The organism is Microbacterium amylolyticum, assembly GCF_011046975.1.
GTDB classification, from domain to species: Bacteria; Actinomycetota; Actinomycetes; order Actinomycetales; family Microbacteriaceae; genus Microbacterium; species Microbacterium amylolyticum.
In genome coordinates, this window is record NZ_CP049253.1 from 1587564 (window position 1) to 1609965 (window position 22402).

Annotated in this window: 19 protein-coding genes and 1 tRNA gene; 12 read left to right on the top strand and 8 right to left on the bottom strand. The window is 64.4% G+C overall.

Going from position 1 to position 22402, the window contains the following annotated elements; all coding sequences use genetic code 11:
• Positions 1–299 precede the first annotated feature (299 nt).
• Genes mnhG through G6N81_RS07865 form a run of 6 tightly spaced genes read right to left on the bottom strand, consistent with a single transcriptional unit; the run spans position 300 to position 6519 of the window.
• The gene (mnhG, locus tag G6N81_RS07840; protein WP_165135285.1) at positions 300–647 is read right to left on the bottom strand and encodes a monovalent cation/H(+) antiporter subunit G; all 348 of its coding nucleotides are present in this window, start codon (positions 645–647) and stop codon (positions 300–302) included.
• Entirely contained in the window at positions 644–928 is a 285-nt protein-coding gene (locus G6N81_RS07845) for an MrpF/PhaF family protein (RefSeq protein WP_165135288.1), read from the bottom strand. Before G6N81_RS07845 ends, mnhG begins: the two co-directional genes overlap by 4 nt.
• Entirely contained in the window at positions 925–1512 is a 588-nt protein-coding gene (locus G6N81_RS07850) for a Na+/H+ antiporter subunit E (RefSeq protein WP_165135291.1), read from the bottom strand. Before G6N81_RS07850 ends, G6N81_RS07845 begins: the two co-directional genes overlap by 4 nt.
• Positions 1509–3065: a Na+/H+ antiporter subunit D gene (locus G6N81_RS07855; protein WP_165135294.1), complete on the bottom strand. Its 1557-nt coding sequence runs from the start codon at positions 3063–3065 to the stop codon at positions 1509–1511. The genes G6N81_RS07850 and G6N81_RS07855 overlap by 4 nt, the downstream gene beginning before the upstream one ends.
• Positions 3065–3553 carry a Na(+)/H(+) antiporter subunit C gene (locus G6N81_RS07860; protein ID WP_165135297.1) on the bottom strand — a complete coding sequence of 163 codons (489 nt, stop codon included), beginning with the start codon at positions 3551–3553 and terminating at the stop codon, positions 3065–3067. Before G6N81_RS07860 ends, G6N81_RS07855 begins: the two co-directional genes overlap by 1 nt.
• Complete coding sequence (locus tag G6N81_RS07865) at positions 3550–6519, bottom strand: Na+/H+ antiporter subunit A (RefSeq protein WP_165135300.1); 2970 nt, start codon at positions 6517–6519, stop codon at positions 3550–3552. Before G6N81_RS07865 ends, G6N81_RS07860 begins: the two co-directional genes overlap by 4 nt.
• A gap of 149 nt (positions 6520–6668) precedes the next feature.
• On the opposite strand from G6N81_RS07865, the gene nucS reads away from it, so the two are divergent.
• From nucS to G6N81_RS07880, 3 genes are read left to right on the top strand one after another with little or no spacing between them, the layout of a single operon-like run.
• Positions 6669–7364, top strand: coding sequence for an endonuclease NucS (gene nucS, locus G6N81_RS07870; RefSeq protein WP_165135303.1), 696 nt, complete (start codon positions 6669–6671; stop codon positions 7362–7364).
• Between the two features lie 45 nt (positions 7365–7409).
• On the top strand, positions 7410–8078 hold the full coding sequence (locus tag G6N81_RS07875) for an HAD hydrolase-like protein (protein ID WP_165135306.1): 669 nt from the start codon (positions 7410–7412) through the stop codon (positions 8076–8078).
• 6 nt (positions 8079–8084) lie between these two features.
• Entirely contained in the window at positions 8085–9368 is a 1284-nt protein-coding gene (locus tag G6N81_RS07880; protein WP_165135308.1) for a coiled-coil domain-containing protein, read from the top strand.
• A 65-nt stretch (positions 9369–9433) separates the two neighbouring features.
• Here G6N81_RS07880 and G6N81_RS07885 read toward each other — a convergent pair whose 3' ends face one another.
• Entirely contained in the window at positions 9434–9640 is a 207-nt protein-coding gene (locus G6N81_RS07885) for a cold-shock protein (RefSeq protein ID WP_165135310.1), read from the bottom strand.
• A gap of 354 nt (positions 9641–9994) precedes the next feature.
• On the opposite strand from G6N81_RS07885, the gene G6N81_RS07890 reads away from it, so the two are divergent.
• Together G6N81_RS07890 and G6N81_RS07895 are read left to right on the top strand one after the other, a co-directional pair.
• Positions 9995–12133 (top strand): MMPL family transporter, encoded by a 2139-nt coding sequence (locus G6N81_RS07890; RefSeq protein ID WP_165135312.1) that lies wholly within the window; start codon positions 9995–9997, stop codon positions 12131–12133.
• Positions 12134–12211: 78 nt separating this feature from the next.
• Positions 12212–12877 (top strand): TetR/AcrR family transcriptional regulator, encoded by a 666-nt coding sequence (locus G6N81_RS07895; RefSeq protein ID WP_165135314.1) that lies wholly within the window; start codon positions 12212–12214, stop codon positions 12875–12877.
• A gap of 106 nt (positions 12878–12983) precedes the next feature.
• Here the strand turns inward: G6N81_RS07895 and G6N81_RS07900 are convergent.
• Positions 12984–13067: transfer RNA gene (locus G6N81_RS07900), tRNA-Leu, on the bottom strand.
• A 159-nt stretch (positions 13068–13226) separates the two neighbouring features.
• Here G6N81_RS07900 and G6N81_RS07905 point away from each other — a divergent pair.
• The 7 genes from G6N81_RS07905 to pknB all read left to right on the top strand — a co-directional run bounded on the left by G6N81_RS07905 (position 13227) and on the right by pknB (position 22399).
• Positions 13227–13964 (top strand): FhaA domain-containing protein, encoded by a 738-nt coding sequence (locus G6N81_RS07905; protein ID WP_165135316.1) that lies wholly within the window; start codon positions 13227–13229, stop codon positions 13962–13964.
• Positions 13961–14485 carry an FHA domain-containing protein FhaB/FipA gene (locus tag G6N81_RS07910; RefSeq protein WP_165135318.1) on the top strand — a complete coding sequence of 175 codons (525 nt, stop codon included), beginning with the start codon at positions 13961–13963 and terminating at the stop codon, positions 14483–14485. The genes G6N81_RS07905 and G6N81_RS07910 overlap by 4 nt, the downstream gene beginning before the upstream one ends.
• A gap of 6 nt (positions 14486–14491) precedes the next feature.
• Complete coding sequence (locus tag G6N81_RS07915; RefSeq protein ID WP_165135320.1) at positions 14492–15805, top strand: PP2C family protein-serine/threonine phosphatase; 1314 nt, start codon at positions 14492–14494, stop codon at positions 15803–15805.
• A complete protein-coding gene (locus tag G6N81_RS07920) occupies positions 15802–17208 on the top strand; it encodes an FtsW/RodA/SpoVE family cell cycle protein (RefSeq protein ID WP_165135322.1) in 1407 nt (468 codons plus the stop codon). Before G6N81_RS07915 ends, G6N81_RS07920 begins: the two co-directional genes overlap by 4 nt.
• The gene (locus G6N81_RS07925; protein WP_165135325.1) at positions 17208–18677 is read left to right on the top strand and encodes a peptidoglycan D,D-transpeptidase FtsI family protein; all 1470 of its coding nucleotides are present in this window, start codon (positions 17208–17210) and stop codon (positions 18675–18677) included. The genes G6N81_RS07920 and G6N81_RS07925 overlap by 1 nt, the downstream gene beginning before the upstream one ends.
• Positions 18674–20506, top strand: coding sequence for a protein kinase domain-containing protein (locus G6N81_RS07930; RefSeq protein WP_165135328.1), 1833 nt, complete (start codon positions 18674–18676; stop codon positions 20504–20506). Before G6N81_RS07925 ends, G6N81_RS07930 begins: the two co-directional genes overlap by 4 nt.
• Positions 20507–20656: 150 nt before the next feature.
• Complete coding sequence (gene pknB, locus G6N81_RS07935) at positions 20657–22399, top strand: Stk1 family PASTA domain-containing Ser/Thr kinase (protein WP_338143991.1); 1743 nt, start codon at positions 20657–20659, stop codon at positions 22397–22399.
• The last annotated feature ends 3 nt before the right edge of the window (positions 22400–22402 follow it).

A 22402-nucleotide genomic window follows, 5' to 3' on the forward strand; every position in this document is an offset into this window, starting at 1 on the left:
GCCTGAATGAATCCTGGGAGCGTCTCAAACGACAATCCCGATTCATATTCACTCCCGAAGAAGTAAAACCAGACCGAAACTCATAATAAGTTTTCCTGCCTGTCGCATGTCCTGGGGCGGGGAACCTTCCGGCTCAACCTCACCGCTTGGCGGCGACAAGGGATTACATTACGCGGAAATCGCGGCCCCGCCAACCCACCCCACCCCCGGGCGTGTCGTTCGAGGGCCGGCGATTCGCCCCAGAACGCGTCAGCGCCCTATCCAATAGGGGACAGGGCGCTGACGCGACGGAGGAAGGGTTATCCCCGATCGTCGTGTACCTCGGGATGGTCCTTGAGCTCGTCGATCACAACCGTGTCCTGATCGAGCGTGCCGTTGCGGTAGGCCTGACGGCCCACCACGTGCGCGGCGAGCGGTGCCGTTGCCATCTGGATCAAGACGATCGGGATGAGGAACGCAACAACCGCCCACGATCGCAACGCAAGCGCCACCGCGGTCGCGATCAGCATGAGCCCCAGCACCTGCGGCTTGGTGGCAGCATGCAGCCGCGAGGGAACATCACGGAACCGGAGCAGGCCGATTGCCGCCGTCAGGCACAGAAGGGCGCCGCCCAGCACAAGGGCCAGCGCAATGATGTCGATGATCATCGCTTCTCACCCCCGCCATCACGTCGAGCAACGAACCGAGCGACCAAGATCGTGCCGAGAATGCCCGTCGCGGCGATCATCAACATCACGGGCAGAGTGTCGGTGCGGTGGTTGATAACGGCCTCGGCCCCCATGATGCACAACACCATCGTCAGGAGAACATCGCCGGCGATCGCCCGGTCCAGAATCGACGGGCCCTTGACCATGCGCACAATCGTGAGTGCCGCCGCGGCACCGAACACCACGAGCGTGACGCCGATGAGGATGCTCTGAACGGTCATACGTCCACTCCCCACTGCGCAGCACGACGCTTCTCATAGGTGGGGGCTTTCGCCCGAACGGTCGTATAGGCGTCTCGCGAACCCAGTGCGCGAACGATGCGCATCTCCCACGCGAGCACCTCGCTGCGCACCCGGTCGGCGCCGGCGGGTGTTGTCACGCCCAATGCGTGCAAGTAGAGCACCCGGTTCTCGCGATCGGCCTCGATAACGGCCGTGCCCGGAACCAAAGACATCGCCACCGAAGTGTGGGTCATCGTCAAATCGTCATCGATGCGCAGCGGTGCGCGGACGATCGACGTCGCGGTCGGGCGCGGCGAAATCGTCTGCCATGCCACCTGCAGAGCGCCAACGATGAGCTCAGCGAGGAAGTGCACGACAAAGACCAGCAACCAGAACGGGTTGAACCGGCCAGACAACTCGGCCGTTGGAAGGCGAAAAGCTGTCGTGACATAGGTGGCAACGGCAATACCCGTCACGAACGCAAGCCACGTCAGCTGCCCCCACAACAGCATCCAGAGAAGAACAAGCCAGAGAAAGAACGGAAGTTGTGCCCAGGATCGACGTACCCAGAATCGTGTTCTCATGTTGTTTGTTCCACCCCCTCCAGCTGCACGAGCGAGATCGGTAGCAACAGCTCCTGACCAATCCGGTCGCAGATCTCGTAGAGCGGACCGGCGAAAACGGTCAGACCGACAATGATGACGACCATTCCCGCCGTTGAGCTCGTCATGATGCGCGGAATCGCACGACGACGCGTCTGCAAGTCGGCATCCGGGGCGCTGGTGAGGTATTCAATGCGCGCCTCGGTCTCGGCGGAGTCGTTCTCTTCACGCCAAAAGGCAAGGTTCCACGCCCGCATCAACGCATACAGCGTCAGAAGGGAGGTCACAACTCCCGCACCAACGCCCACCCACATGAGCGCCGTTCCTTCTTCAGCAGCGGCGTCGAACAGCGCGAATTTGCCCAGGAAGCCCGAGAAGGGCGGCAACCCACCCAGGTTCAGCGCGGGAATCAGATAGAGCGCTGCGAGGAAGGGCGCGGCCTTTGCGATTCCCTTGACACGCAGAATCGACGTCGACCCCGCGTATCGCTCGATCAACCCGACCGCAAGGAACAGCGTGGTCTGAACGATGATGTGGTGCACCATGTAGTACACCGTGGCGCCGGCAGCCTTCTCGCTCGCAATCGCGATTCCGAAAACCATGTAGCCGACGTGACTGACGAGTGTGAACGACAAAATGCGCTTCATCTCGGCCTGCGCAACCGCGCCGAGAATGCCGACGATCATGGTGACAACGGCAACGATCGCCAGGATCGCATCGAGATCACTGTCGTGGAACAGCTGCATCTCGGTGCGGATGATCGCGTAGACACCCACCTTGGTCAGCAGCCCCGCGAACACCGCCGTAACAGGTGCCGGCGCCGTCGGATAGGAGTCGGGCAACCAGAACGACAGCGGGAAGATGGCGGCCTTCACGGCGAAGCCCAGCAGCAACATCACGTGCAGCAGCATCTGCACCTCGGCGGGAAGCTCCGTCATCCTCTCGGCGATCTGCGCCATGTTGACCGTGCCCAGCGCGCCGTAGATCACCGCGATCGCGGAAATGAAAATCAGGCTCGAGACAAGCGAAACGACGATGTAGACCGTTCCCGCGCGGATGCGTTCCTTCGTCGACCCGAGGGTAATGAGCACATACGACGCCACGAGCAGGATCTCGAAGCCCACATAGAAGTTGAAGAGGTCACCAGCGATGAAGGCGTTAAAAACGCCCGCAGCCAGGATCAGATACGTCGGATGGAAGATCGTGACGGGGGTGTCCTCATCGCCATCCGCCGCGCCCTGCCCAACGGAGAACAACAAAACCGCCAGCAGCACGATGCTCGAAACCGCCACCAGCAGCGCGGAAAGCCGGTCGACATACAGCACGATGCCGAACGGAAGAGGCCACCCGCCGACCGATACCGCAAGTGGCGTTCCTGTGTCGACGACATAGAGCATGAAAACGGCAAGAAGGAACGTTGCCGACAGGGTGACGATCGACACACCCACCTGCATCAGACGATGCCGCGCGAGGATCAGCGCCATCGCCGCCCCGAGCAGCGGAAGAGCAACGAAAAGAGGAACCAGCTGACTCATCACTCCCCTCCCCGTCGATCGTCGAGTTCGAGCATCGCCGCGGTAATGGGCTCAACCCCCGTATCGGAGAAGTCGGTCGTCTCCTCGTCGCCTTGCTCTGCAACCTCTTCTTCGTCGTCCATGATGTCCTCGGTCGCCTCAGCACGCTCGCGCACAGCGAGGTCTTCTTCGTCGTCCTCGACCGTGTCGGCCTGTCCGAGTTGCCAGGAGCGATAGATCAGCGCCAGAAGAAACGCGCTGACGGCGAAGGTGATGACGATGGCCGTGAGCATCAGGGCCTGCGGAAGGGGATCGGACTGTTCGTCCCCCCAGCCGTAGAACGGTGAAACGCCGGGATACCCCATCGCAATAAGGATGAGCAGGTTCGAGCCGTTGCCGAGCAGCAGGAAGCCGATGAGCACACGAGTGAGGCTGCGCTCGAGCATGGCGTACACGCCCAGCGCATACAGGGCGGCCATCACGATCACAAGGCTCAGCGAAACGCTCATGAGCGCCCCTCCGATCCATTCGGTTCCGGGGCCGTGACGGCCGTGAACGTGCGGCCGCCGTCATCATCGATTTGCCGGTCCACCTCGGCCCCCAACGAACGAAGAACGTCGAGCACAAGCCCGATCACAACGAGATAAACGCCGATATCGAAGAACGTCGACGTGACAAAGTGCACGTGACCAACGAGAGGAAGGTCGGCCTCCCAGACTGCGCGCGTAAGGGGGTCAAGGCCAAACACCATCGGGGCAATCGCTGTTCCGACGGCAATCGCCATACCGGCTCCCAGCAGCCGTCCGGCATCGGTCGGCGCGGCCAGGCCTAGCTCCCATCGACCGCCGGCCACGTATCGCATCACCAGGGCCAGGCCGGCAACCAGCCCGCCGGCGAAACCACCTCCGGGAAGGTTGTGCCCCGCGAAGACCAGGTAGAGCGAGATCACGATGATGGTGTGGAAAAGGATTCGAACGACGACTTCCAACACGAGGGCTCGCGACGGCGCATCCATCCGTGCGCCTCCCGCGAGCCACGCGCGCGGCCGATCGCGATTCTCCGACGTCTGGACTTCGATGCCGCCTGTCGTCTCGACCAGCGGCTGGTGCCGCGCGGCACGCCACACCGCGCGAGACGTCTTCGCGCGAACAACGCGCCGGATCTGTGAGAGTCGGTCGCCGCGCGCTGTGACGAACACGAGCGACGCAACACCCGTTGCCGCAACAACGAGAACGCTCAACTCGCCCATGGTGTCCCAGCCACGCAGGTCAACGAGCGCGACGTTGACGATGTTTCTGCCGTGACCGATCGTGTACGCGAGTTCTTCCCACTCATCAGAGACGGGTCGGTGAGTACGGGCGCTCGCGGCGATGATCGCCACCGCCGCCATCGTCAGGCCGACGCCGGCGCCGATCACCCCGCGGAGAATGCGGTGCGCCACGGGGCCAGGGTCGCCCATGCGCGACGGGATGCGTCGCAGAACAAGAGCGAAGGCGACAAGCGTGACCGTTTCGACGAGCACCTGTGTGACGGCGAGATCGGGCGCGCCGGAAAGCGCGAAGAACACGACCATGCCCAGACCCGTGACGGAAACGAGAATCACACCCGTAAAGCGCTTCCGTGCGCGAACGGCGACAACCGCCGCCGCGATCATCAGAATCGCCGTAACCGGTTGGGCGGGGTGGTGCCAGGCCTCGAGCTCGACGCGCCACTCAGCGCTCGACAGCAAGACCGTGCCCTGGGAGGCGATCAGTACGACGAAAACCGTTCCGACGTAGATCGGCAATGATCCCCAGTGGGTGGCCCAGGTGACGAAAACCGCAAGGCGATCGACCAGTCGTGTCACGCCGTAGTAGACGTCGTTGGCGTGGTACCGCAGGAGACGACCCGTGCGGTCCCATCCCGTGGCGATCGAGAGCCAGAACACTCCGACGCCGCCCGCCGCAGCGAGAACGGAGAGGCCCAACGCCGGTTCGAGACCGTGCCAGAGGGCGAGGTGATACCCGCCCTCCCCGGGAACGCTCTCGGCATACGGGGCGAACAGCCTGTCGAGAACGGGAGCTGCGATTCCGCCGATCACGGTCAGTACCGTCAGGATCAGCGGGCTGACAAGGAAGCCGATCGGCGGATCCGGCCACACCGTCTTCTCTCGGAGGACGCCCGCGCTGTCACGCTTCGTCCAGAACGCGCCCCACACGAAGCGCACGCCATACGCAAACGTGAGCATTGAGCCCACGACAACGCCAACGAGCGCTATCCAGCCCCACCCACTGCCATCGAGAGCGGCGTCGAGGAGCGAGGCGAGCGCGGCCTCCTTGCCGACGAAACCGAGGAAAGGCGGCAAGCCGGCCATTGACGCAATCGCAATGATGGAGATCGCCGCGAGCGTTGGAGCCTGTTTGCCGAGGCCATTGAGTTTATCGACGTCACGCGTTCCGAGCTGACGGTCGATGATTCCGACAACGAGAAACAGGGTGGCTTTGAAGAGCGAGTGGGCGACAAGCATGGCGATGCCCGCAAGAGCGGTGTCCTGAGTTCCGTATCCAATGACAACGGAAAGGAAACCGAGCTGGCTGACGGTTCCGTACGCAAGAACGCGTTTGAGATCTCGCTCGCGCAGCGCCTGGTACCCGCCGAGGAGCATCGTGAAAATGCCGAAACTGACGAGGATCGGCCGCCACGGATCGGCCTCCCCGAAAGCCGGAGCAAAGCGGGCGAGCAGATAGATGCCGGCTTTCACCATCGCCGCGGCGTGCAGATACGCGCTGACGGGAGTGGGAGCAGCCATCGCGCCGGGCAACCAGAAGTGGAAGGGGAACAGCGCCGACTTGCTCATGGCGCCGATCAGGAGACACACAAGAGCAACGTCGACGAGCATGCCGTTGGGGGCTTCTTGGAGGATCACCTGGATGCTGTTCGTCTGCGCAACAACCGCGAGGATCACCGCGCCAACGAACATGACGAGGCCGCCAAGGGTGGTCGTCAAGAGGGACTGTAACGCCGCACGTCGGCTCGCCGCACGCGTGAAGTAGTGACCGATCAGAAGGTAAGACAGAACACTCGTGATCTCCCAGAAGATGACGAGCATGATGATGTCGTCCGTGAGAACGAGCCCGTACATCGCCCCGGCGAAGGCCAAGAGGACAGCGGCGAAGCGGCCGAGTCCGTTCTTCGTGCCGCGGAAGTAGTCGCGGCAGTACAGCAGCACGAGGGCCCCGACGCCGGTCACGAGCAGCGTCATCACCCAGCTGAGGGTGTCCATCCGCATCGATATCGACACACCCAGCGGGGCGATCCACTCGTATTCTTCGAGAGGAATGTTCCCCTCGAGAACGCGCCCCGTCTGCAACAGAGCGTGAATGAAGGCCCCGAGGGGAAGCGCCGCCGCAAGAAAGAACACCCTCGGTCCCAGCCAGCGTGCGATCGGCACCAGCAGGATTGCCAGCCCGGCGAACGCCGCGAGGAGCACAATCATGGGCGTACTCCTCGTCGTGGGGCCGCAAAATGCGGGGCAGCTGGCGGGACTCTGTCGTCTATCTTACGGACGAGGCATATATATACGGGCGGCTAACGCGATATCCGACCCTGAACGCGGCGGAAATGGCGCTCGGCTAGGCTCCAACGGTGCGTCTCGTCATTGCCCGCTGCTCCGTCGACTATGCCGGTCGGCTCAACGCCCATCTGCCGCTCGCCACGCGCGTGCTCATGCACAAGGGCGACGGTAGCCTGCTCATTCACTCGGATGGCGGGTCGTACAAGCCCCTCAACTGGATGAGCCCGCCCTGCCGCCTCGACCAGCTCGAGATCGATGACGAGCTGACAACAGCAGGCGTGACCGAGATGTGGCGCGTGACGCACAAAAAGACGGGCGACACCCTGACCGTGCGGATCTACGAGGTCATCGCCGATACGACGCACGACCTCGGCGTTGACCCTGGGCTCATCAAGGACGGCGTTGAAGCCGATCTGCAGCGGCTCCTCGCCGAGCAGGTGGACCTCATCGCGGAGGGCGCCACGCTCGTGCGGCGGGAGCACCCGACCGCGATTGGTCCCGTCGATCTGCTCATCCGCGACTCTGAGGGCGTTGCCATTGCCGTCGAGGTGAAGCGCCGCGGCGACATCGACGGCGTCGAACAGCTCACCCGCTATCTCGACCTCCTTGGCCGCGACCCGATCCTCACCGGGATCCGCGGGGTATTCGCCGCGCAGGAGATCAAGCCGCAGGCGCGCACCCTGGCACAGGACCGGGGCATTCGCTGTGTCACCCTCGACTACGAGGCGATGAAGGGCACCGACAGCGGAATCCCCACGCTCTTCTAAGCGTCGCGTGGCTCGGCGGTGGCCGGGAATACATAGGGTGGGGTCATGGCGAAATCTCCGTGGTCATGTGTTCTGTGGGATGTCGATGGGACGATTGCCGACGCATCGGCCGGGATCGTTCCCCGTATCGCCCAGGTTCTCGCCGGGTTCGGCAAAGAACCGATTCCCGCTGAGCAGGTGAATCGTTGGATCGGCCCGCCCCTTCTGGAATCATTCGAACAACTCGGCGGGCTCACGCCGGAACAGGCACTCGAGGCCGTCGCGACCTATCGCGAATTGGCAGGCAAGGCCGGCTATGCCACCAGCGTGCGCATATACGACGACGTTCCCGACGTCATCCAGGCGGTGGCTGATGCGGGTATCCCCCAGTCGACCGCCAGCACGAAGCCGGAGAACCAGGTCGAGGCAATCCTCGCCCACTATGACCTTGCGCCGCTGTTCGTCTCCATCCACGGCGCCGTGTCCGATGTTGAGGTGCTCGATACCAAGTCGAACGTGCTCGGACGTGCCCTCCGCGATCTCGGCGAGAAGGGCGTCGACATTTCGAAGCCCGTGCTGATTGGCGACCGCCACCACGACATCGACGGCGCTGCCGACTTCGACGTTCCCGTGATCTTTGTCCGCTGGGGTTTCGGCCGCGAGGACGAAAGCGCCGGCGCCGCCCACGTTGTCGACACTCCCGAGCAGCTGCGACAGCTGCTCCTGCCCGACTGATCGGCGATGTTCGACTTCCTTCCGGACCTGCCTGAGTTCTCCTCAGAAGCTCTTCCATCGTGGCTGGGGGCCGCGGCAATCGCGGTCGGCTCGGCGGTGATCGCGCTCATCGCCCTCATCGTCCTTGTCCGCCTGATTCGTCGCGGCAAGCGAGCACAGGCGCGGGCGCTGAAGGCGCTCGATGAGGTGGGCGCCCGCCTGGTGGAGCTCGATGACGCCACGGCCGATATCGAGCGAGAGATCGGGATGGCCAGCGCGCTCTACGACGGTCGCCCACCGGCGACCTTGCGACGCGCGCGCCTCACGGCGCAGCACACGCGAGACGACGCCTTCGCCGCATATAGCGACCTGTCAAAAGACGCACTGCTCCCGTCCGACCGAAAACGCCGGGCGACGAAGCTCCTGGCGGGTATCAACGAGGCGCTGGCGATCGTCGAGGCCGCACACGCCGACAACGAAACCTGGATTGCCGAGCACTCCTCGGCATCCGAGCAGGTGACGGTAGCTCGCGACCGCATCGATGCCGTGACAGAACGCATCGGCGATCCAACGGCCCTTCGCGCCGATCTGGAGCGCATCGCCGACGAAAGCGAGTGGGAAGACGCCGCCGAGGCCGACCAGCGGGCTCGTGACGCGCTCGCGGAAGCCGAACATCACTGGAAGGACGCGCGTCAGACCGCAGAGAATGACGCCTCAGCATCTGTGCGCGAATCGATCAGAGCCTGCGAGCAGGCCCTCATGCGGGCCGAGCGAAACACCCGGCACCTTGAGGAAACGCATCGCCTTGTGACGAACGCGTATCTTGCCGTCGGCGATGAGGCGAAGGCGGCGCACGCCGCCATCCGGGCCGCGATGGGAACGCAGAAAGCTCTCGACGACAAAGAAGCCCCCCGGCTGGGCGAGGCGATTCGGGTCGCAACGGTCGCGCTCGAGGCCGCTGAACGCGTAGCGTACCGCCGACCGGTGACCGCCAACGAACGCATTGCGCGTCTTCGCGATCGCCTGGACAAGGCGCTCGCGAATGCACGCACCCAGCAGCAGCGTCAGCGCGGTGCACGAAGCGCTCTCCCCGGGTCGCTGAACGCAGCGCGGAGCGCCCTCGCCCGCGCCGAGGCGATCGTGACCGGCCCCGAGGTGGACGCCCGCGTCCGCTTGGACAGCGCGCGTCGCGAACTGGCCGTCGCCCGACAGGCGCACGACCCGGTTGAGGCGCTCGACGCATCGCGCCGCGCCATCCGGGATGCCGAAGAAGCCGCCGCGCTGGCGAAGTTCCGCACACGCCGCCGATAGCGGTGGCGACAAAAGGAAGAGCCCCACACCGATCGGTGTGGGGCTCTTCCGAGAATCGCGCTGATTTACAGCGGAACGATGTTCTCGGCCTGCAGACCCTTGGGGCCCTCAGCAACCTCGAACTCCACGCGCTGGTTCTCCTCCAGCGCACGGTAGCCCTTGCTCTGGATCGCACTGTAGTGCGCGAAGACGTCCTGGCCGCCCTCGTCGGGGGAGATGAAGCCGAAGCCCTTCTCCGAGTTGAACCACTTAACGGTGCCCTGCGTGCTCATGTACTGCCGTTCTTTCGAGACGAAGCCGGCACAATTTCACGCCGACGAGGCCAACTTAGCCCACAGACATGTGCGAGCAACAGGGGGAAAACAAAAACAGCCCTCACTGTTGGGGGGAAACAGCGAGGGCCGGACGACCGAGAGAGGACGTCTTCGGCCAGATTACATGCATCTGCACGCACTCGCACACCGAGAGTGCTAGCTCATTCCGGATATAAGGTCACGGTGACCTTCACCCGGCGAAATCAGCATCCGCGACGGGAAAGCACACACCGCCCAGAAGGGCGTCGGCGTGTCGCGGACGAACGGCCAGAGCACAAGTATGTTGGGGCCATTCCCCCTGTGAGAGGCACTATGCGTACGATCCCAGCATCTCCGACCCGGTTTATCCGCGTCTTCCTCCCGGCGGCTTTGATCCTCGTCTGGCTCGCGGCCGCGTCGTTCGGAGGACCACTGTTCGGGAAGATCAGCGAGGTCTCGTCCAACGATCAGACCACCTATCTGCCGGCCTCCGCCGACGCCACCGCCGTGCAGGAAACCCGTCGCGACTTCGCGGAGTCAGAGGCTATCCCCGCGATCGCCATCTTCACAGGAGATGTCCAGCTAAGTGCGCAGGAACTGGACGATATCGGCGCGGCTCTCGACCGCGTTGCCAACCTCGAGGCAACCGACGGCGATGTCTCACCCCCGCTCCCCTCGGAAGACGGGCTCGCAGCGCAAGCATTCGTCCCTGTCTCCACGGACGCGGACCTCGCTGACGCGATTGATGACATCCGCAGCGTGCTGCTCGATACCCTCCCGGAGGGCATCACGGCGCAGATCACGGGTCCCGCTGGCTTCTCCGCCGACCTCGTTGCAGGCTTCGCCGGAATCGACGGCCTCCTCCTCGGGGTTGCCCTCGCCGCCGTGCTCGTCATCCTTATCCTCGTCTACCGCTCCTTCTTGCTCCCCGCCATCGTTCTCTCCACGAGCGTTTTCGCGCTCTGCACGGCACTCCTCGTGGTGTGGTGGCTGGCAAAGGTTGACGCCCTTCTGCTCACCGGTCAGACCCAGGGAATTCTCTTCATCCTCGTCATTGGCGCGGCAACCGATTATGCGCTGCTGCTGGTTGCCCGCTTCCGCGACGAACTGCGCACAGAACCCGACCACACCGCCGCGCTCCGACGCGCGCTGCGCGCCTCCATCGAGCCGATCCTGGCATCGGGCAGCACCGTGATCGCCGGGCTACTCTGCCTGCTCCTGAGCGATCTGCGCTCCAACAGCTCTCTCGGCCCGGTCGCCGCCATCGGCATCGCCTTCGCGATGCTCGCCGCCCTGACCCTTCTGCCGTCGCTTCTGCTCCTGCTGGGCCGCTCCGCGTTCTGGCCGCGCGTGCCGCGCCCCGGCGCGCCCGGCGCCGCTGCCACCGCCGCGACTGCAGGCGTCTGGGCGGGCGCGGCCCGCCTCGTCAGCCGCCGTCCGCGCCGAGTGTGGATCGGTACGACGATCGTGCTCGCCATCGGCTGCCTTGGCATCACCCAGCTCGATGCGTCCGGTGTTGCGCAGTCGGACCTTGTCCTCGGCGCGTCAGAGGCCCGCGATGGTCAGCAGGCGCTCGGAGAACACTTCCCCGGTGGTTCCGGCAGCCCGGCCGAGGTTCTCACCCCAGAGGATGACGTTCCCGCCACCGTCTCTGTTCTCACGGATCACCCCGGGGTGTCTTCCGTGGCTGTTCTCACCGCTGACGCCCCCGGTGGCTCGGCTCCCATTGATACCGATGGCACAACATCGCCCGTCGGACCTCCCGGCACGCCCGCTCCCGACCCCACCGTTGTGGACGGCCGCGTCATGCTGCAGGCCACGCTGTCGAACGCGGCTGATTCGGCCAGCGCCGAGGCGACAGTCCGTGATCTACGGATCGCGGTGCCGGACAGCGTTCTGATCGGAGGCGTGACCGCGACGGCCATCGACACGAATGACGCGTCGATCCATGATCGAAACCTCATCATCCCCGTCGTTCTCGTCGTCATCCTCGTGATCCTCGCGCTGCTGCTGCGTTCGATCCTGGCGCCCGTTCTGCTCATTGCCACCACCGTGCTGTCGTTCGGAACCGCGATGGGTGTCTCGGGCGTGCTCTTCACGCACGTACTCGGGTTTCCCGGCGCAGACCCCGCGGTTCCTCTCTACGGCTTCGTCTTTCTCGTTGCCCTCGGCATCGACTACAACATCTTCCTCATGACGCGTGTGCGCGAGGAATCGAAGATCCACGGCACGCGCGACGGAATCCTTCGCGGGCTCACGTCGACGGGCGGGGTGATCACGTCTGCGGGAATCGTTCTCGCGGCGACCTTCGCCGCCCTCGGCGTTATTCCTGTCCTTTTCCTGGCACAACTCGCCTTCATCGTGGCGTTCGGTGTTCTGCTCGATACATTCGTCGTCCGCACCCTTTTGGTACCCGCTCTGGCGTACGACATCGGGCACCGGGTGTGGTGGCCGGCGCGCATGAAGCCGTAATCGTCGGCAGAAGCACACCACCGCATAGGACCCGGCGCCGCGATTCTCGCCACGACACGTCACAGCAAGGACCCTCTGATGGCCGCAGCAACAGGCGCCCGCCAACGCGCTGTTCGCGAAGACCACATCCGTAACCACGCAAAACTCCTCGACGCCGCGCTCGAACTCTTCGACGCGAGGGGGCTCGATGTTCCGCTCCGAGAGATCGGAGCGCACGCGGGGGTGAGCAACGCCGGGGTTTTTCGGCATTTCGCTAACCGTGACCAGCTGATCGTCGAGGTCTACGAGCGGGCGGCGACGGCGCTGTCAGATCGCGTGGTGGCCGCCCTGGTGAACGCTCGGGACGAATCGGCTCAGGAACGGCTCGACACTCTCCTCAACACGGTCGTCACGGGAATGCTGGAGCGCCCCTGCTACGGCCAGCTCGCGGCCCGCGGCATCCGCCTCCGCCCCGACAGTGTCCCGGATCCCGCTCTCGTCGCTGAGCTCGGCTCCGTCATCGCCGCCGGGCAGAACGCCGGGCTGCTCGCACCGGACATCTCCGGAACCGACTTGGTCAGCGTGGCCCGCCTCGCGGCGGGGACGCTCACATCGGGCCCGACACCCGCCGAACAAGCAGCGACCGCGGCGCTCAGAAAACGCATGATGACCATCGTCCGGCGGGGGCTCGCCCCCCATGCTCAGGATGTCGCGGCGATGCCGACGTTCTCGACGCTCGCCGCACCGGACGACGCATCAGAGTAGGGAGGCGGCTACGCCGAGCAGCGGAGCGCACCGCCGCCTCGTGCCGACAACAAAAAGTCCTGAGGGGCGACCCGTTTTCCACGATGTCGCCCCTCAGGACATTCTGTGCGCAAGGGGGGACTTGAACCCCCACGTCCGTAAGGACACTGGCACCTGAAGCCAGCGCGTCTACCGATTCCGCCACTTGCGCTAAAACCCACGGTTTCCCGCGAACTCAACTTCCCGAGAATAGCATGCAGAAAACAGCGAACGCCAATCGACCAAACCGCGTGTCATCCTCCCGTTGGACGCGGGCATCCACCCCGGACAAGTACCATGACGCTAACCCCGACCCGATGCGAGGAGAACCGTGGGATTGCTTGACAGCTTCGAGAGAGGTCTTGAGCGTGTCGTCAACGGCGCATTCGCCAAGACCTTCCGCAGCGGCATCCAGCCCGTCGAAATCGCCTCAGCGCTTCGACGGGAGATGGACACGCGCGCAGCGATTGTGAGCCGTGAGCGCATCCTTGTGCCCAACTCCTACGAGGCCCGCATCAGCCAGGCGGACGCCGAACGGATGAGCGCGATCGGATCAGCTCTGGAAGATGAGCTGCGGACGATGCTCACGGCGCACGCGCGGACTCAGGGATACAGCTTCTCCGGTGCCCTCACGATCACGGTCCGCGCTGACGAGAGCGTCTCAATCGGAACCATCGATGTCACCAGCCACGCCGTCGCCGGACGGGTGTCCTGGCAGGCCGCGCTCGATATCGACGGACGTCGCCATACTCTCACCCGGGCGCGCACGGTGATCGGCCGCGGGAGCGACGCGGACATCACGATCGGCGACCCCGGCACCAGCCGCAAGCACGTCGAAGTGCTGTGGGACGGCGAGCGCGCCATGGTGCGCGACCTGGGGTCAACGAACGGCTCAAAACTCAATGGTCAGAAAGTTCGTCAGGCGGGACTCGCCGATGGCCAGACCATCACGATCGGGCGCACGAACATCGTGTTCCGCATTCTTGCGACAGCGCAGTCGGAACGACTTCCGCAGCAGCAAGACGCCACCCAGATCATCGATGCCTTCCACGGAGGTTCCCACCGATGAGTCAACTGACCCTCTTCCTCCTGCAGTACGGATTTTTGCTGCTGCTGTGGATCTTCGTCTTCGTGCTGATCTTCGCGCTCCGCGCGGACGTGTTCGGGGGCAGGGTCAGCAAGATTCCCGAGCCTCAGGCGTCGGTAACGCACCCGCCAGCGGACCCAAGCGACCCCAGTGCCCATACGGTCGCACACGGAGTCGCCGCGCCGGCAGCACCGGCGACGGACACAACTGCCACGCGGATCCTCATCACGGCGGGCCCCCGCCAGGGGCTCGAAATCCCGCTCGGTTCGGAGCCACTGACGATCGGCCGATCGGCAGACTCGGGGCTCGTCATCCGTGACGACTACACATCCAGCCACCACGCGCGCCTCGTCCGATACGCGGACCAGTGGATGGTGCAGGACCTCGACTCCACAAACGGAACATTTCACGACGGGCAGCGCGTGTCACCGAATTCTCCCGTTGCCATCAGGGTCGGCGCCCCCATCAAGGTCGGCGCCACGACGTTCGAGCTGCGAAAGTAGTCGCGCGTGGTCTTCGAGGGTTCCAGCGCCGCTATCTCCCACACCGGGAGGGTGCGATCGAACAACCAGGACTCCGGATACTCCGGATCGAATCTGTTCGTCGTCGCAGACGGCATGGGCGGACATGCGGGCGGCGACGTTGCATCAGCCGTTGCTATTAGCAAGCTTCAACCTCTCGACGATCACTACGCCACCCCTGCGCAGGCCGAGGAGGCACTGCGGACGACGATCGCTTCAACAGCGGGCGATCTTATCGATGTGGCGGCCCAGCGCCCCGAGCTCGCGGGCCTTGGCACCACGGTCAGCGGAATCGTCATGGTCGACGAATATGCCGTTATCGGACATATCGGCGACTCCCGCATCTACCTGTATCGAGATGACGCGCTGACGCAGATCACCACCGATCACACGTTCGTGCAGCGCCTCGTCGAAACGGGCCGTATCACCCCAGAGGAAGCGCGCTTCCATCCACGACGCTCGGTTCTGATGCGGGTGCTCGGCGATATGGACCCCGACCCCGAAGTCGACACGTTCATCATGCCGACGCGGCCCGGCGACCGGTGGCTTCTCTGCTCGGACGGCCTCTCGGGCGTTGTGGACGAACTCCACATGGCGAAGACGCTGCGGCAACAAATGACCCCGGCGCGCACAGCGGACAGCCTGCTCAAGCAGGCGCTCGACGGCGGCGCCCCCGACAATGTCACGCTCGTGATCGTCGACGTCGGTGGTCAGCACCCGCTCTACACCGGAACACCGACGATCGTCGGATCGGCGTCGAACCCCGATGGTGTGGTTGTTCCTGCCTCGCGTTCCCTCCTGCCGACGGGGTGGTTTCATCCGGCCCGGGCGGCGGCGAACGAACCAACGCATTTCGAACCCGACAACGACTATCTCGAAGAGGTCATCGCGGAAGACCGCCGGCGAACACGTCGGCGGCGAACGGTGGGCCTGGCGTCGGTTGTTCTGCTCATCGGCGCGATCGTCACGAGCTTCGCCCTGTTCTACAACTGGACACAGACCCGGTACTACGTCGGTTCCGATGAAAACACCGTCGTGATCTACCAGGGCATCCAGCAGTCCATCGGACCAATTTCGCTGTCGACGCCATACGAGGACACCGGCATCCCGTTCGCCGACCTTCGCGATCCTTACCGCTCGGAGATCGAGCGCACGATCACCGCCCGCGACCTCAGCCACGCACAGCAGATCGTCGAAAACGTGCGCGAGTCCCTTCCGGATTCCTCGCCGAATGCTGACGAAGATCAGGACGACGCTGTTCCGACGCCGACCCCCACCCCCGATGACGGAGGTGACGAATGACCGATGAGTCGCCGAACCTCGGCGCCGACACCAAGGCCGTGAAACGCGTGAAGCGCGATTTGCGCCGCATGCGCCAGCCGCAGCGCCTGCGCAACCGTGAACTCCTGCTCATGCTGTTTTCGTTCGCCGTGACGATGATGGCGTTCGTGCTCGTACAGTTCGGCGTTCTCGGAGAACTCGAGCCCACTCTGCTTTATGCGGTTGGTGGAATGTGTGCACTGTCGCTCGTTCTTCACATCATCCTTCGCATACGGGCCTCGCAGGCAGACGCCTTCCTGCTTCCGATCGCGGTCCTGCTGACCGGCCTCGGAACGGCCATGATCTATCGGCTGGATCTCTACGCTCAGAGCATCGGAAGTTCAAGCGCAGGCGGAATGCAGCAGGCGGCATACGCAGCCGTTTCGATGGCGCTGTGCGGGCTCGTGGTCTGGTTCCTCGCCAACTACCGCGTGTTGTTCCGCTACACGTACATCTTCGGGCTGGCCGGCATTGTCCTGCTCGTTCTGCCGTTCGTGCCCTTCCTGCACGGCGGCGGTAATGCTGACGTGTGGATCTCGATCGGCCCCTTCAACTTCCAGCCGGGCGAAATCGCGAAGATCTGTCTGGCGATCTTCTTCGCCGGCTACCTCGTCCGCACCCGCGAAAGCCTCACGTCCACAGGAAAGCGCGTTCTCGGTTTCACGTTCCCGCGAGCGCGCGAGTTTGGGCCGCTTCTGGTGATCTGGGCCATCTCGATGGCAATCATCGTTGTGCAGCGCGACCTGGGAACCGGAATGCTGATCTTCGGCATGTTCGTGGCGATGCTCTACGTGGCAACGGGGAAGACCGGATGGGTCCTCATCGGTGTCGGACTCGCCGCAGCGGGCGCCGTTGCCGCCACGTTTGTGATGCCCTACGTTCACAACCGCTTCAACGCGTGGCTAAACGCCATGGACAACGACCTGTACAACGACCCAGCCGGCGGCAGTTTCCAGCTGGTGAACGGCCTGTTCGGCCTTGCTCACGGTGGCATGTTCGGCACCGGTTGGGGTCAGGGACGTCCGTATCTCACCCCCGTGGCCTCCAGCGACTACATCATCCCGAGTCTCGGTGAGGAGCTCGGCCTTGTGGGCATCTTCGCGATTCTCGCCCTGTATCTCGTCTTCGTCAGCCGCGGCGCCCGCATCGGCGTTGCCGGCCAGGACGACTTCGGCAAGCTGCTGGCGGTTGGGCTCTCCTTCACGCTGGCGCTGCAGGTGTTCATCATGGTCGGCGGCGTGACGCGCGTGATTCCCCTGACGGGTCTGACAACGCCGTTCCTCGCGGCCGGGGGCTCGTCGCTGCTGGCCAACTGGATCATCGTCGCCATTCTTCTCCGCGTCAGTGACGCGGTTCGCAAACAGCCCCGGGCGGTGATCGGCTGATGACAAAAGAAATCAGGCGCCTCAGCATGATCGTTGTGCTGATGTTCGTCGCGCTTCTCGCGTCGACGAGTTTTATTCAGGTCTTCAACCAGCGCACACTTGCGGAAGACCCGAACAACCGGCGCACCCTGTACGACTCGTACGAGGTGCGCCGCGGGCCGATCATCGCCGGCGGAGAGCAAATCGCCCGTTCGCAGTCGACAGATGACATCTATGCCTTCCAGCGCACATATCCGGATCCGGAAATGTGGTCGGCTGTTACGGGGTGGTTGAACCCCGCGCTGAACTCCGCGACGGGCATCGAACAGGCGATGAATCAGCAGCTCTCCGGCTTTGCCGACTCCGCTTTCCTCTCCCGGCTGGAACAGATCTTTACGGGCCAGACACCACGCGGTTCGAGCGTTGAGCTGAGCCTGCTCCCCGATGTTCAACGCGTGGCCTACGAAGAGATGGCGAACCGGGGCTACACGGGCGCGGTTGTTGCCATCGAGCCCGACACGGGCCGGATCCTCGCCCTTGTCTCGACGCCCGGGTACGACACGAACCTCATTGCCTCCCACGATCCGGGATCCGCCAACGAGGCCTACAACAACCTGGAGAACGACGAGGGTCGCCCGCTGGACAACCGCGCGATCTCGGGAAACACCTATCCTCCGGGCTCCACGTTCAAGCTGGTCCTCGCCGCTGCCGCCATCGAATCGGGCGAGTACACGGCAGAGAGCACCTTCGACAACCCCGTTTCGTACACCCCTCCCGGGACGACGGCTTCCGTCTTTAACGCCACGCGGGGCACGTGCGGATCGGGCGACGAGGTCACGCTGGAGACCGCCATTCGCCTCAGCTGCAATGTTCCCCTCGCGGAGCTCGCCGTTGAGCTCGGCGACGATGCGATCCGCGAACAGGCCGAGAAGCTCGGCTTCAACGCCGAGATGTCGATTCCGCTGCGCGTAACGCCGTCAACGTACCCGACCACCGGGCTCGACGACGCACAGACCGCGTTGACCGGCTTCGGTCAAGGACGCGTGACATCGACCCCGCTCGCGATTGCCATGATGTCTGCGGCGATCGCCAACGATGGCGTTCTGATGGACCCGCGGATGGTCGATCAGGTGATGGGGCACGACCTTTCGGTGCAAGAGCGGTTCGCCCCCTCCGAGTTCGGACAGGCCATGGATGCGGAAACCGCCAAGACTGTTACCGAGATGATGGTGTCATCCGTCGCAGACGGCTCGTCAACGAGTGCAAGAATAGATGGCGTCGACGTGGCCGGTAAGACGGGTACAGCCGAGGTGGGCGAGGGCGATGAGCCCTACACGCTGTGGTTCACCGGGTTCGCACCCGCCGACGATCCACAGGTTGCGGTGGCGGTCGTGGTAGAGAACGGCGGCGGCATGGGTCAACAAGGTTCTGGGAACACGATCGCGGCTCCCATCGCGAAGAAGGTCATGGAGGCGGTGCTCGCACAATGAGGCCAACGCAGGGTGTGACGTTCGGCGGGCGGTATGAACTCAGCTCGCGCATCGCCATTGGCGGAATGGGCGAGGTCTGGGAGGCTACCGACCACGTCATCGGCCGTACGGTCGCAATCAAGATCCTCAAGGATGAGTACATGGGGGACCCCGGGTTCCTCGAGCGCTTCCGCGCCGAGGCCCGGCACGCTGCCCTCGTGAACCATGAGGGCATTGCGAGCGTTTTCGACTACGGCGAGGAGAACGGCTCGGCGTACCTCGTCATGGAGCTCGTTCCCGGAGAGGCGCTGTCGACCGTTCTCGAACGCGAGAACACTCTGTCGTCCGACCTCACGCTCGACTACATCTCGCAGACGGCCTCCGCGCTTCAGGCCGCGCACGCGGCCGGCCTGGTCCACCGTGACATCAAGCCGGGCAACCTGCTGATCACGCCGGACCGGCGTGTGAAGATCACCGACTTCGGTATCGCCCGCATTGCCGATCAGGTGCCGCTGACGGCAACCGGCCAGGTGATGGGAACCGTGCAGTACCTGTCGCCCGAACAGGCGTCTGGGCATCCCGCGAGCCCCGCAACCGACATCTACTCGCTGGGGATCGTTGCGTATGAAGCCCTCGCCGGAAAGCGGCCCTTCACGGGTGAGTCGCAAGTGGCGATCGCGATGGCGCAGATTAACGACGCGCCGCCGGCGCTTCCCGATAGCATCCCGCTGCCCGTTCAGCGTCTGGTCATGGCGATGATCGCCAAGAAGCCCGACGAGCGTCCGGCGTCCGCTGCGGCCGTTTCGCGCGCGTGCAACGCGCTGCGCCGCGGCGATATGGCAGCTGCCGTTGCTGCCGCACCGATGCTCGCTGGCACCGGCGCGGTCGGCACCGGCGACGACATGACGCAACTGCTGACCGGCACGGCCGGAGCCACGACGATGATGCCGGCGACAAGCCCGCTGCCGACGGGCGCCGATCTGCCTGACGCCGCCCAGAAGCCCAAGAAGAAGCGCAGTCCGTGGACATGGCCGCTGGTGGCACTCATCGTGCTCCTCGTGGCCGTTCTCGGCGGAACGGTCTGGGGAATGTTCTCCTCGGGATGGTTCGGTGCGGACGAGCCGACGCCAGAGCCCACGGTCGAGGTGACGACGACGGAGCCGACACCGGAACCGACACCGGAACCCACGGTCGCGCGCATCGACGTGACGGCCCTCGGCTTCAACGGTCAAAGCTGCGACGCGGCCCGCCAGATCATCTCCGAACGAGACGTCGACCTGACGATCAACTGCACGACGGGCGACCCCGCCGATACACAGGACCAGGTGGGCGTGATCTACAACGTGGCCCCGGGCGGTTTTGTCGACGAGGGAACGACGATCGAGGCCACCGTTTACGGTGAGCTCGTTGACATCCCTGCCCCCACAACGGCGCCCTCGTTTGGCTCATCGGAACTCGTCCGCGGCGAGATCGTGACGGTGGCCTGGGCGCCCTACACCTGCCCCAGCGGAACCGGAACTCTTTCCGGCTACACCGTGAAGCTCAGCGGTGCGACCTTCGACGATGGCTCCGACGAACGCCGCTTCGACCCGAGTGTGACGCAGGCTCTCATCGGAATCGGCGAAGACCAATTCTTCGTAACGGCGTCCTACCTTGCCCACTGCGCGGGTAACGAAGAACGCCCCTCGGGCGAAACGGCAACCGATGCCATCGAGACGCAGGCGCCGCCAGAGCCCGAGCCTGAAGAGACCGAGCCTGAAGAGACCGAGACTCCGCCCGCGGACGACGGCGCTCCTGCGCAGCCCGGCGAGATCGACAACCAGCTGCCGGTTCCCGGCGACGAAGGCTGATAGCCGACCGAGGCGCTCATCAGCGCCTCGGTTAGGCTGTGCACAGATACGCCGCACGAGCACCTGGGGAGGGCAGAAGTGTCGGACGAGCCCACGCAGGCAATGGAAGCACCGGTACAGCGAACACGCGTCCTTTCGGGGCGCTATCGCGTGGACTCCCTCATCGGGCGCGGCGGCATGGCGAGTGTCTTTCGGGGCTACGACCTCACGCTCGGCCGCACCGTGGCCATCAAGGTCCTGAAGCGTGATCTCGCCGGAGACAACACCTTCCGTACCCGCTTTCGTCTCGAAGCACAGGCGGCCAGCCGAATGGCCCACCCGTCGATCGTTCGCGTCTACGACGCCGGCGAGGACCTGGAAGATGATGGCGAGGGCGGCACACGCCACACTCCCTACATCGTGATGGAGTATGTCCAGGGCACGCTGTTGCGCGACCTGTTGCGCGACGGCCCCGTTTCTCCGGAGGACGCCGCACGCTACGTCGACGGCATTCTGGAAGCACTTGAGTTCTCCCATCGCGCCGGGGTCATTCACCGCGATATCAAGCCAGCCAACGTCATGGTCACGGACGATGGCCAGGTCAAGGTCATGGACTTCGGCATCGCGCGCGCGATCAGCGATACCTCCGCAACCGTCGCCGAAACGACGACGATCCTCGGCACGGCAGCGTACTTCTCCCCCGAACAGGCAAAGGGCGATGTTGTCGATGCTCGCGCCGATCTGTATTCCACCGGAATCGTGCTGTACGAGCTGCTCACGGGCCTCCCGCCGTTTCGCGGGGATTCGGCCGTTGCCGTGGCCTATCAGCATGTGCGGGAAGCCCCCGTTCCGCCGTCGCATGCGCATGACAACTCCCCGGCGCAGCTCGACCCGATCGTGCTGCGCGCTCTCGCGAAGGATCCTGCACAACGCTTTCCCAGCGCCGCGGTCTTCCGCGAGGAGCTCGACGCATCGCTTGACCGAAAGAGCATGTCCAAGCGCCAGCTGGCCGCTTTCACCGACGATTTGTATGGCGAAAGCGCGCAGAAACAGGAGCAAACGGAGCACACCCTCACACAGCTTTCCGCCGAAACCAACCTGACGCGCACCCAGTCGGGCCCGCCCATTGCGTGGATCTGGACGGCGATGATCCTGCTCGTGGCGCTGGTGGCGTCCGTGATCGTGTGGGTCGTTCGTATGGACCCGTGGGACCTGCGTGTGGCCGACTCGGTGAATGTTCCCGCCGTGGCGGGCATGACGTTCGAACGAGCCCTCTCCGAGGCGGAACGAGCCGAGCTGACCGTTACCCGCAGAGATGAGCCGAGTGAATCCGTGCCGGAGGGCATCGTCATTCGGACGAGTCCCGACCCGGGGACCGCTGTGACACCGGGAACGACGATAGAGGTCATCGTCTCCGAGGGGGAATTGCTGGCCGCTGTTCCGGAGCTCGTGGGCCTGAGCGAATCGGCTGCGCGCTCGGCAATCTCCGATGCGACCCTGCAAGTGGGTCGCATCACCCCTGTGAATGACCCTGAGGCCTCTGACGGAACGGTTCTGGCGACCACGAGCAACGGCCGCGAGGTGTTGCCGGGGGATGAGCTCATCCAGGGGGCGATCATCGACCTGACGGTGGCTACCGGCCGCGTCACGGTTCCGAACCTGGCCGGGTGGACGATCGCGGCGGCTACGGGCCGCCTGGAGGAACTCAACCTTCCCGTTGAGCTGTCTGACGATACGTCCTGCTTGGCGGAAACCACGCCAACGGTGCACACACAGTCGCCCGTCGGCGATCGTCCGGTCGGCACCTCAATCACGCTCTATCAGTGCACGGGCGAGGCCCCGGCGGATGACGAGAACGACGAGGCGTCAGCGGACGGCACCGGTATCGGCACCGAACCCGAAGAATCCTGGTGACAT

What these genes read in the sequence shown, in the direction of transcription:
- G6N81_RS07930 (WP_165135328.1), top strand. Translation starts at nt 18,674, where the DNA reads ATGAGGCCAACGCAGGGTGTGACGTTCGGCGGGCGGTATGAACTCAGC.
- G6N81_RS07895 (WP_165135314.1), top strand. Translation starts at nt 12,212, where the DNA reads ATGGCCGCAGCAACAGGCGCCCGCCAACGCGCTGTTCGCGAAGACCAC.
- G6N81_RS07890 (WP_165135312.1), top strand. Translation starts at nt 9,995, where the DNA reads ATGCGTACGATCCCAGCATCTCCGACCCGGTTTATCCGCGTCTTCCTC.
- G6N81_RS07845 (WP_165135288.1), bottom strand. Translation starts at nt 928, where the DNA reads ATGACCGTTCAGAGCATCCTCATCGGCGTCACGCTCGTGGTGTTCGGT.
- G6N81_RS07920 (WP_165135322.1), top strand. Translation starts at nt 15,802, where the DNA reads ATGACCGATGAGTCGCCGAACCTCGGCGCCGACACCAAGGCCGTGAAA.
- G6N81_RS07855 (WP_165135294.1), bottom strand. Translation starts at nt 3,065, where the DNA reads ATGAGTCAGCTGGTTCCTCTTTTCGTTGCTCTTCCGCTGCTCGGGGCG.
- G6N81_RS07910 (WP_165135318.1), top strand. Translation starts at nt 13,961, where the DNA reads ATGAGTCAACTGACCCTCTTCCTCCTGCAGTACGGATTTTTGCTGCTG.
- G6N81_RS07860 (WP_165135297.1), bottom strand. Translation starts at nt 3,553, where the DNA reads ATGAGCGTTTCGCTGAGCCTTGTGATCGTGATGGCCGCCCTGTATGCG.
- G6N81_RS07880 (WP_165135308.1), top strand. Translation starts at nt 8,085, where the DNA reads ATGTTCGACTTCCTTCCGGACCTGCCTGAGTTCTCCTCAGAAGCTCTT.
- G6N81_RS07875 (WP_165135306.1), top strand. Translation starts at nt 7,410, where the DNA reads ATGGCGAAATCTCCGTGGTCATGTGTTCTGTGGGATGTCGATGGGACG.
- G6N81_RS07850 (WP_165135291.1), bottom strand. Translation starts at nt 1,512, where the DNA reads ATGAGAACACGATTCTGGGTACGTCGATCCTGGGCACAACTTCCGTTC.
- G6N81_RS07865 (WP_165135300.1), bottom strand. Translation starts at nt 6,519, where the DNA reads ATGATTGTGCTCCTCGCGGCGTTCGCCGGGCTGGCAATCCTGCTGGTG.
- G6N81_RS07925 (WP_165135325.1), top strand. Translation starts at nt 17,208, where the DNA reads ATGACAAAAGAAATCAGGCGCCTCAGCATGATCGTTGTGCTGATGTTC.
- G6N81_RS07885 (WP_165135310.1), bottom strand. Translation starts at nt 9,640, where the DNA reads ATGAGCACGCAGGGCACCGTTAAGTGGTTCAACTCGGAGAAGGGCTTC.
- mnhG (WP_165135285.1), bottom strand. Translation starts at nt 647, where the DNA reads ATGATCATCGACATCATTGCGCTGGCCCTTGTGCTGGGCGGCGCCCTT.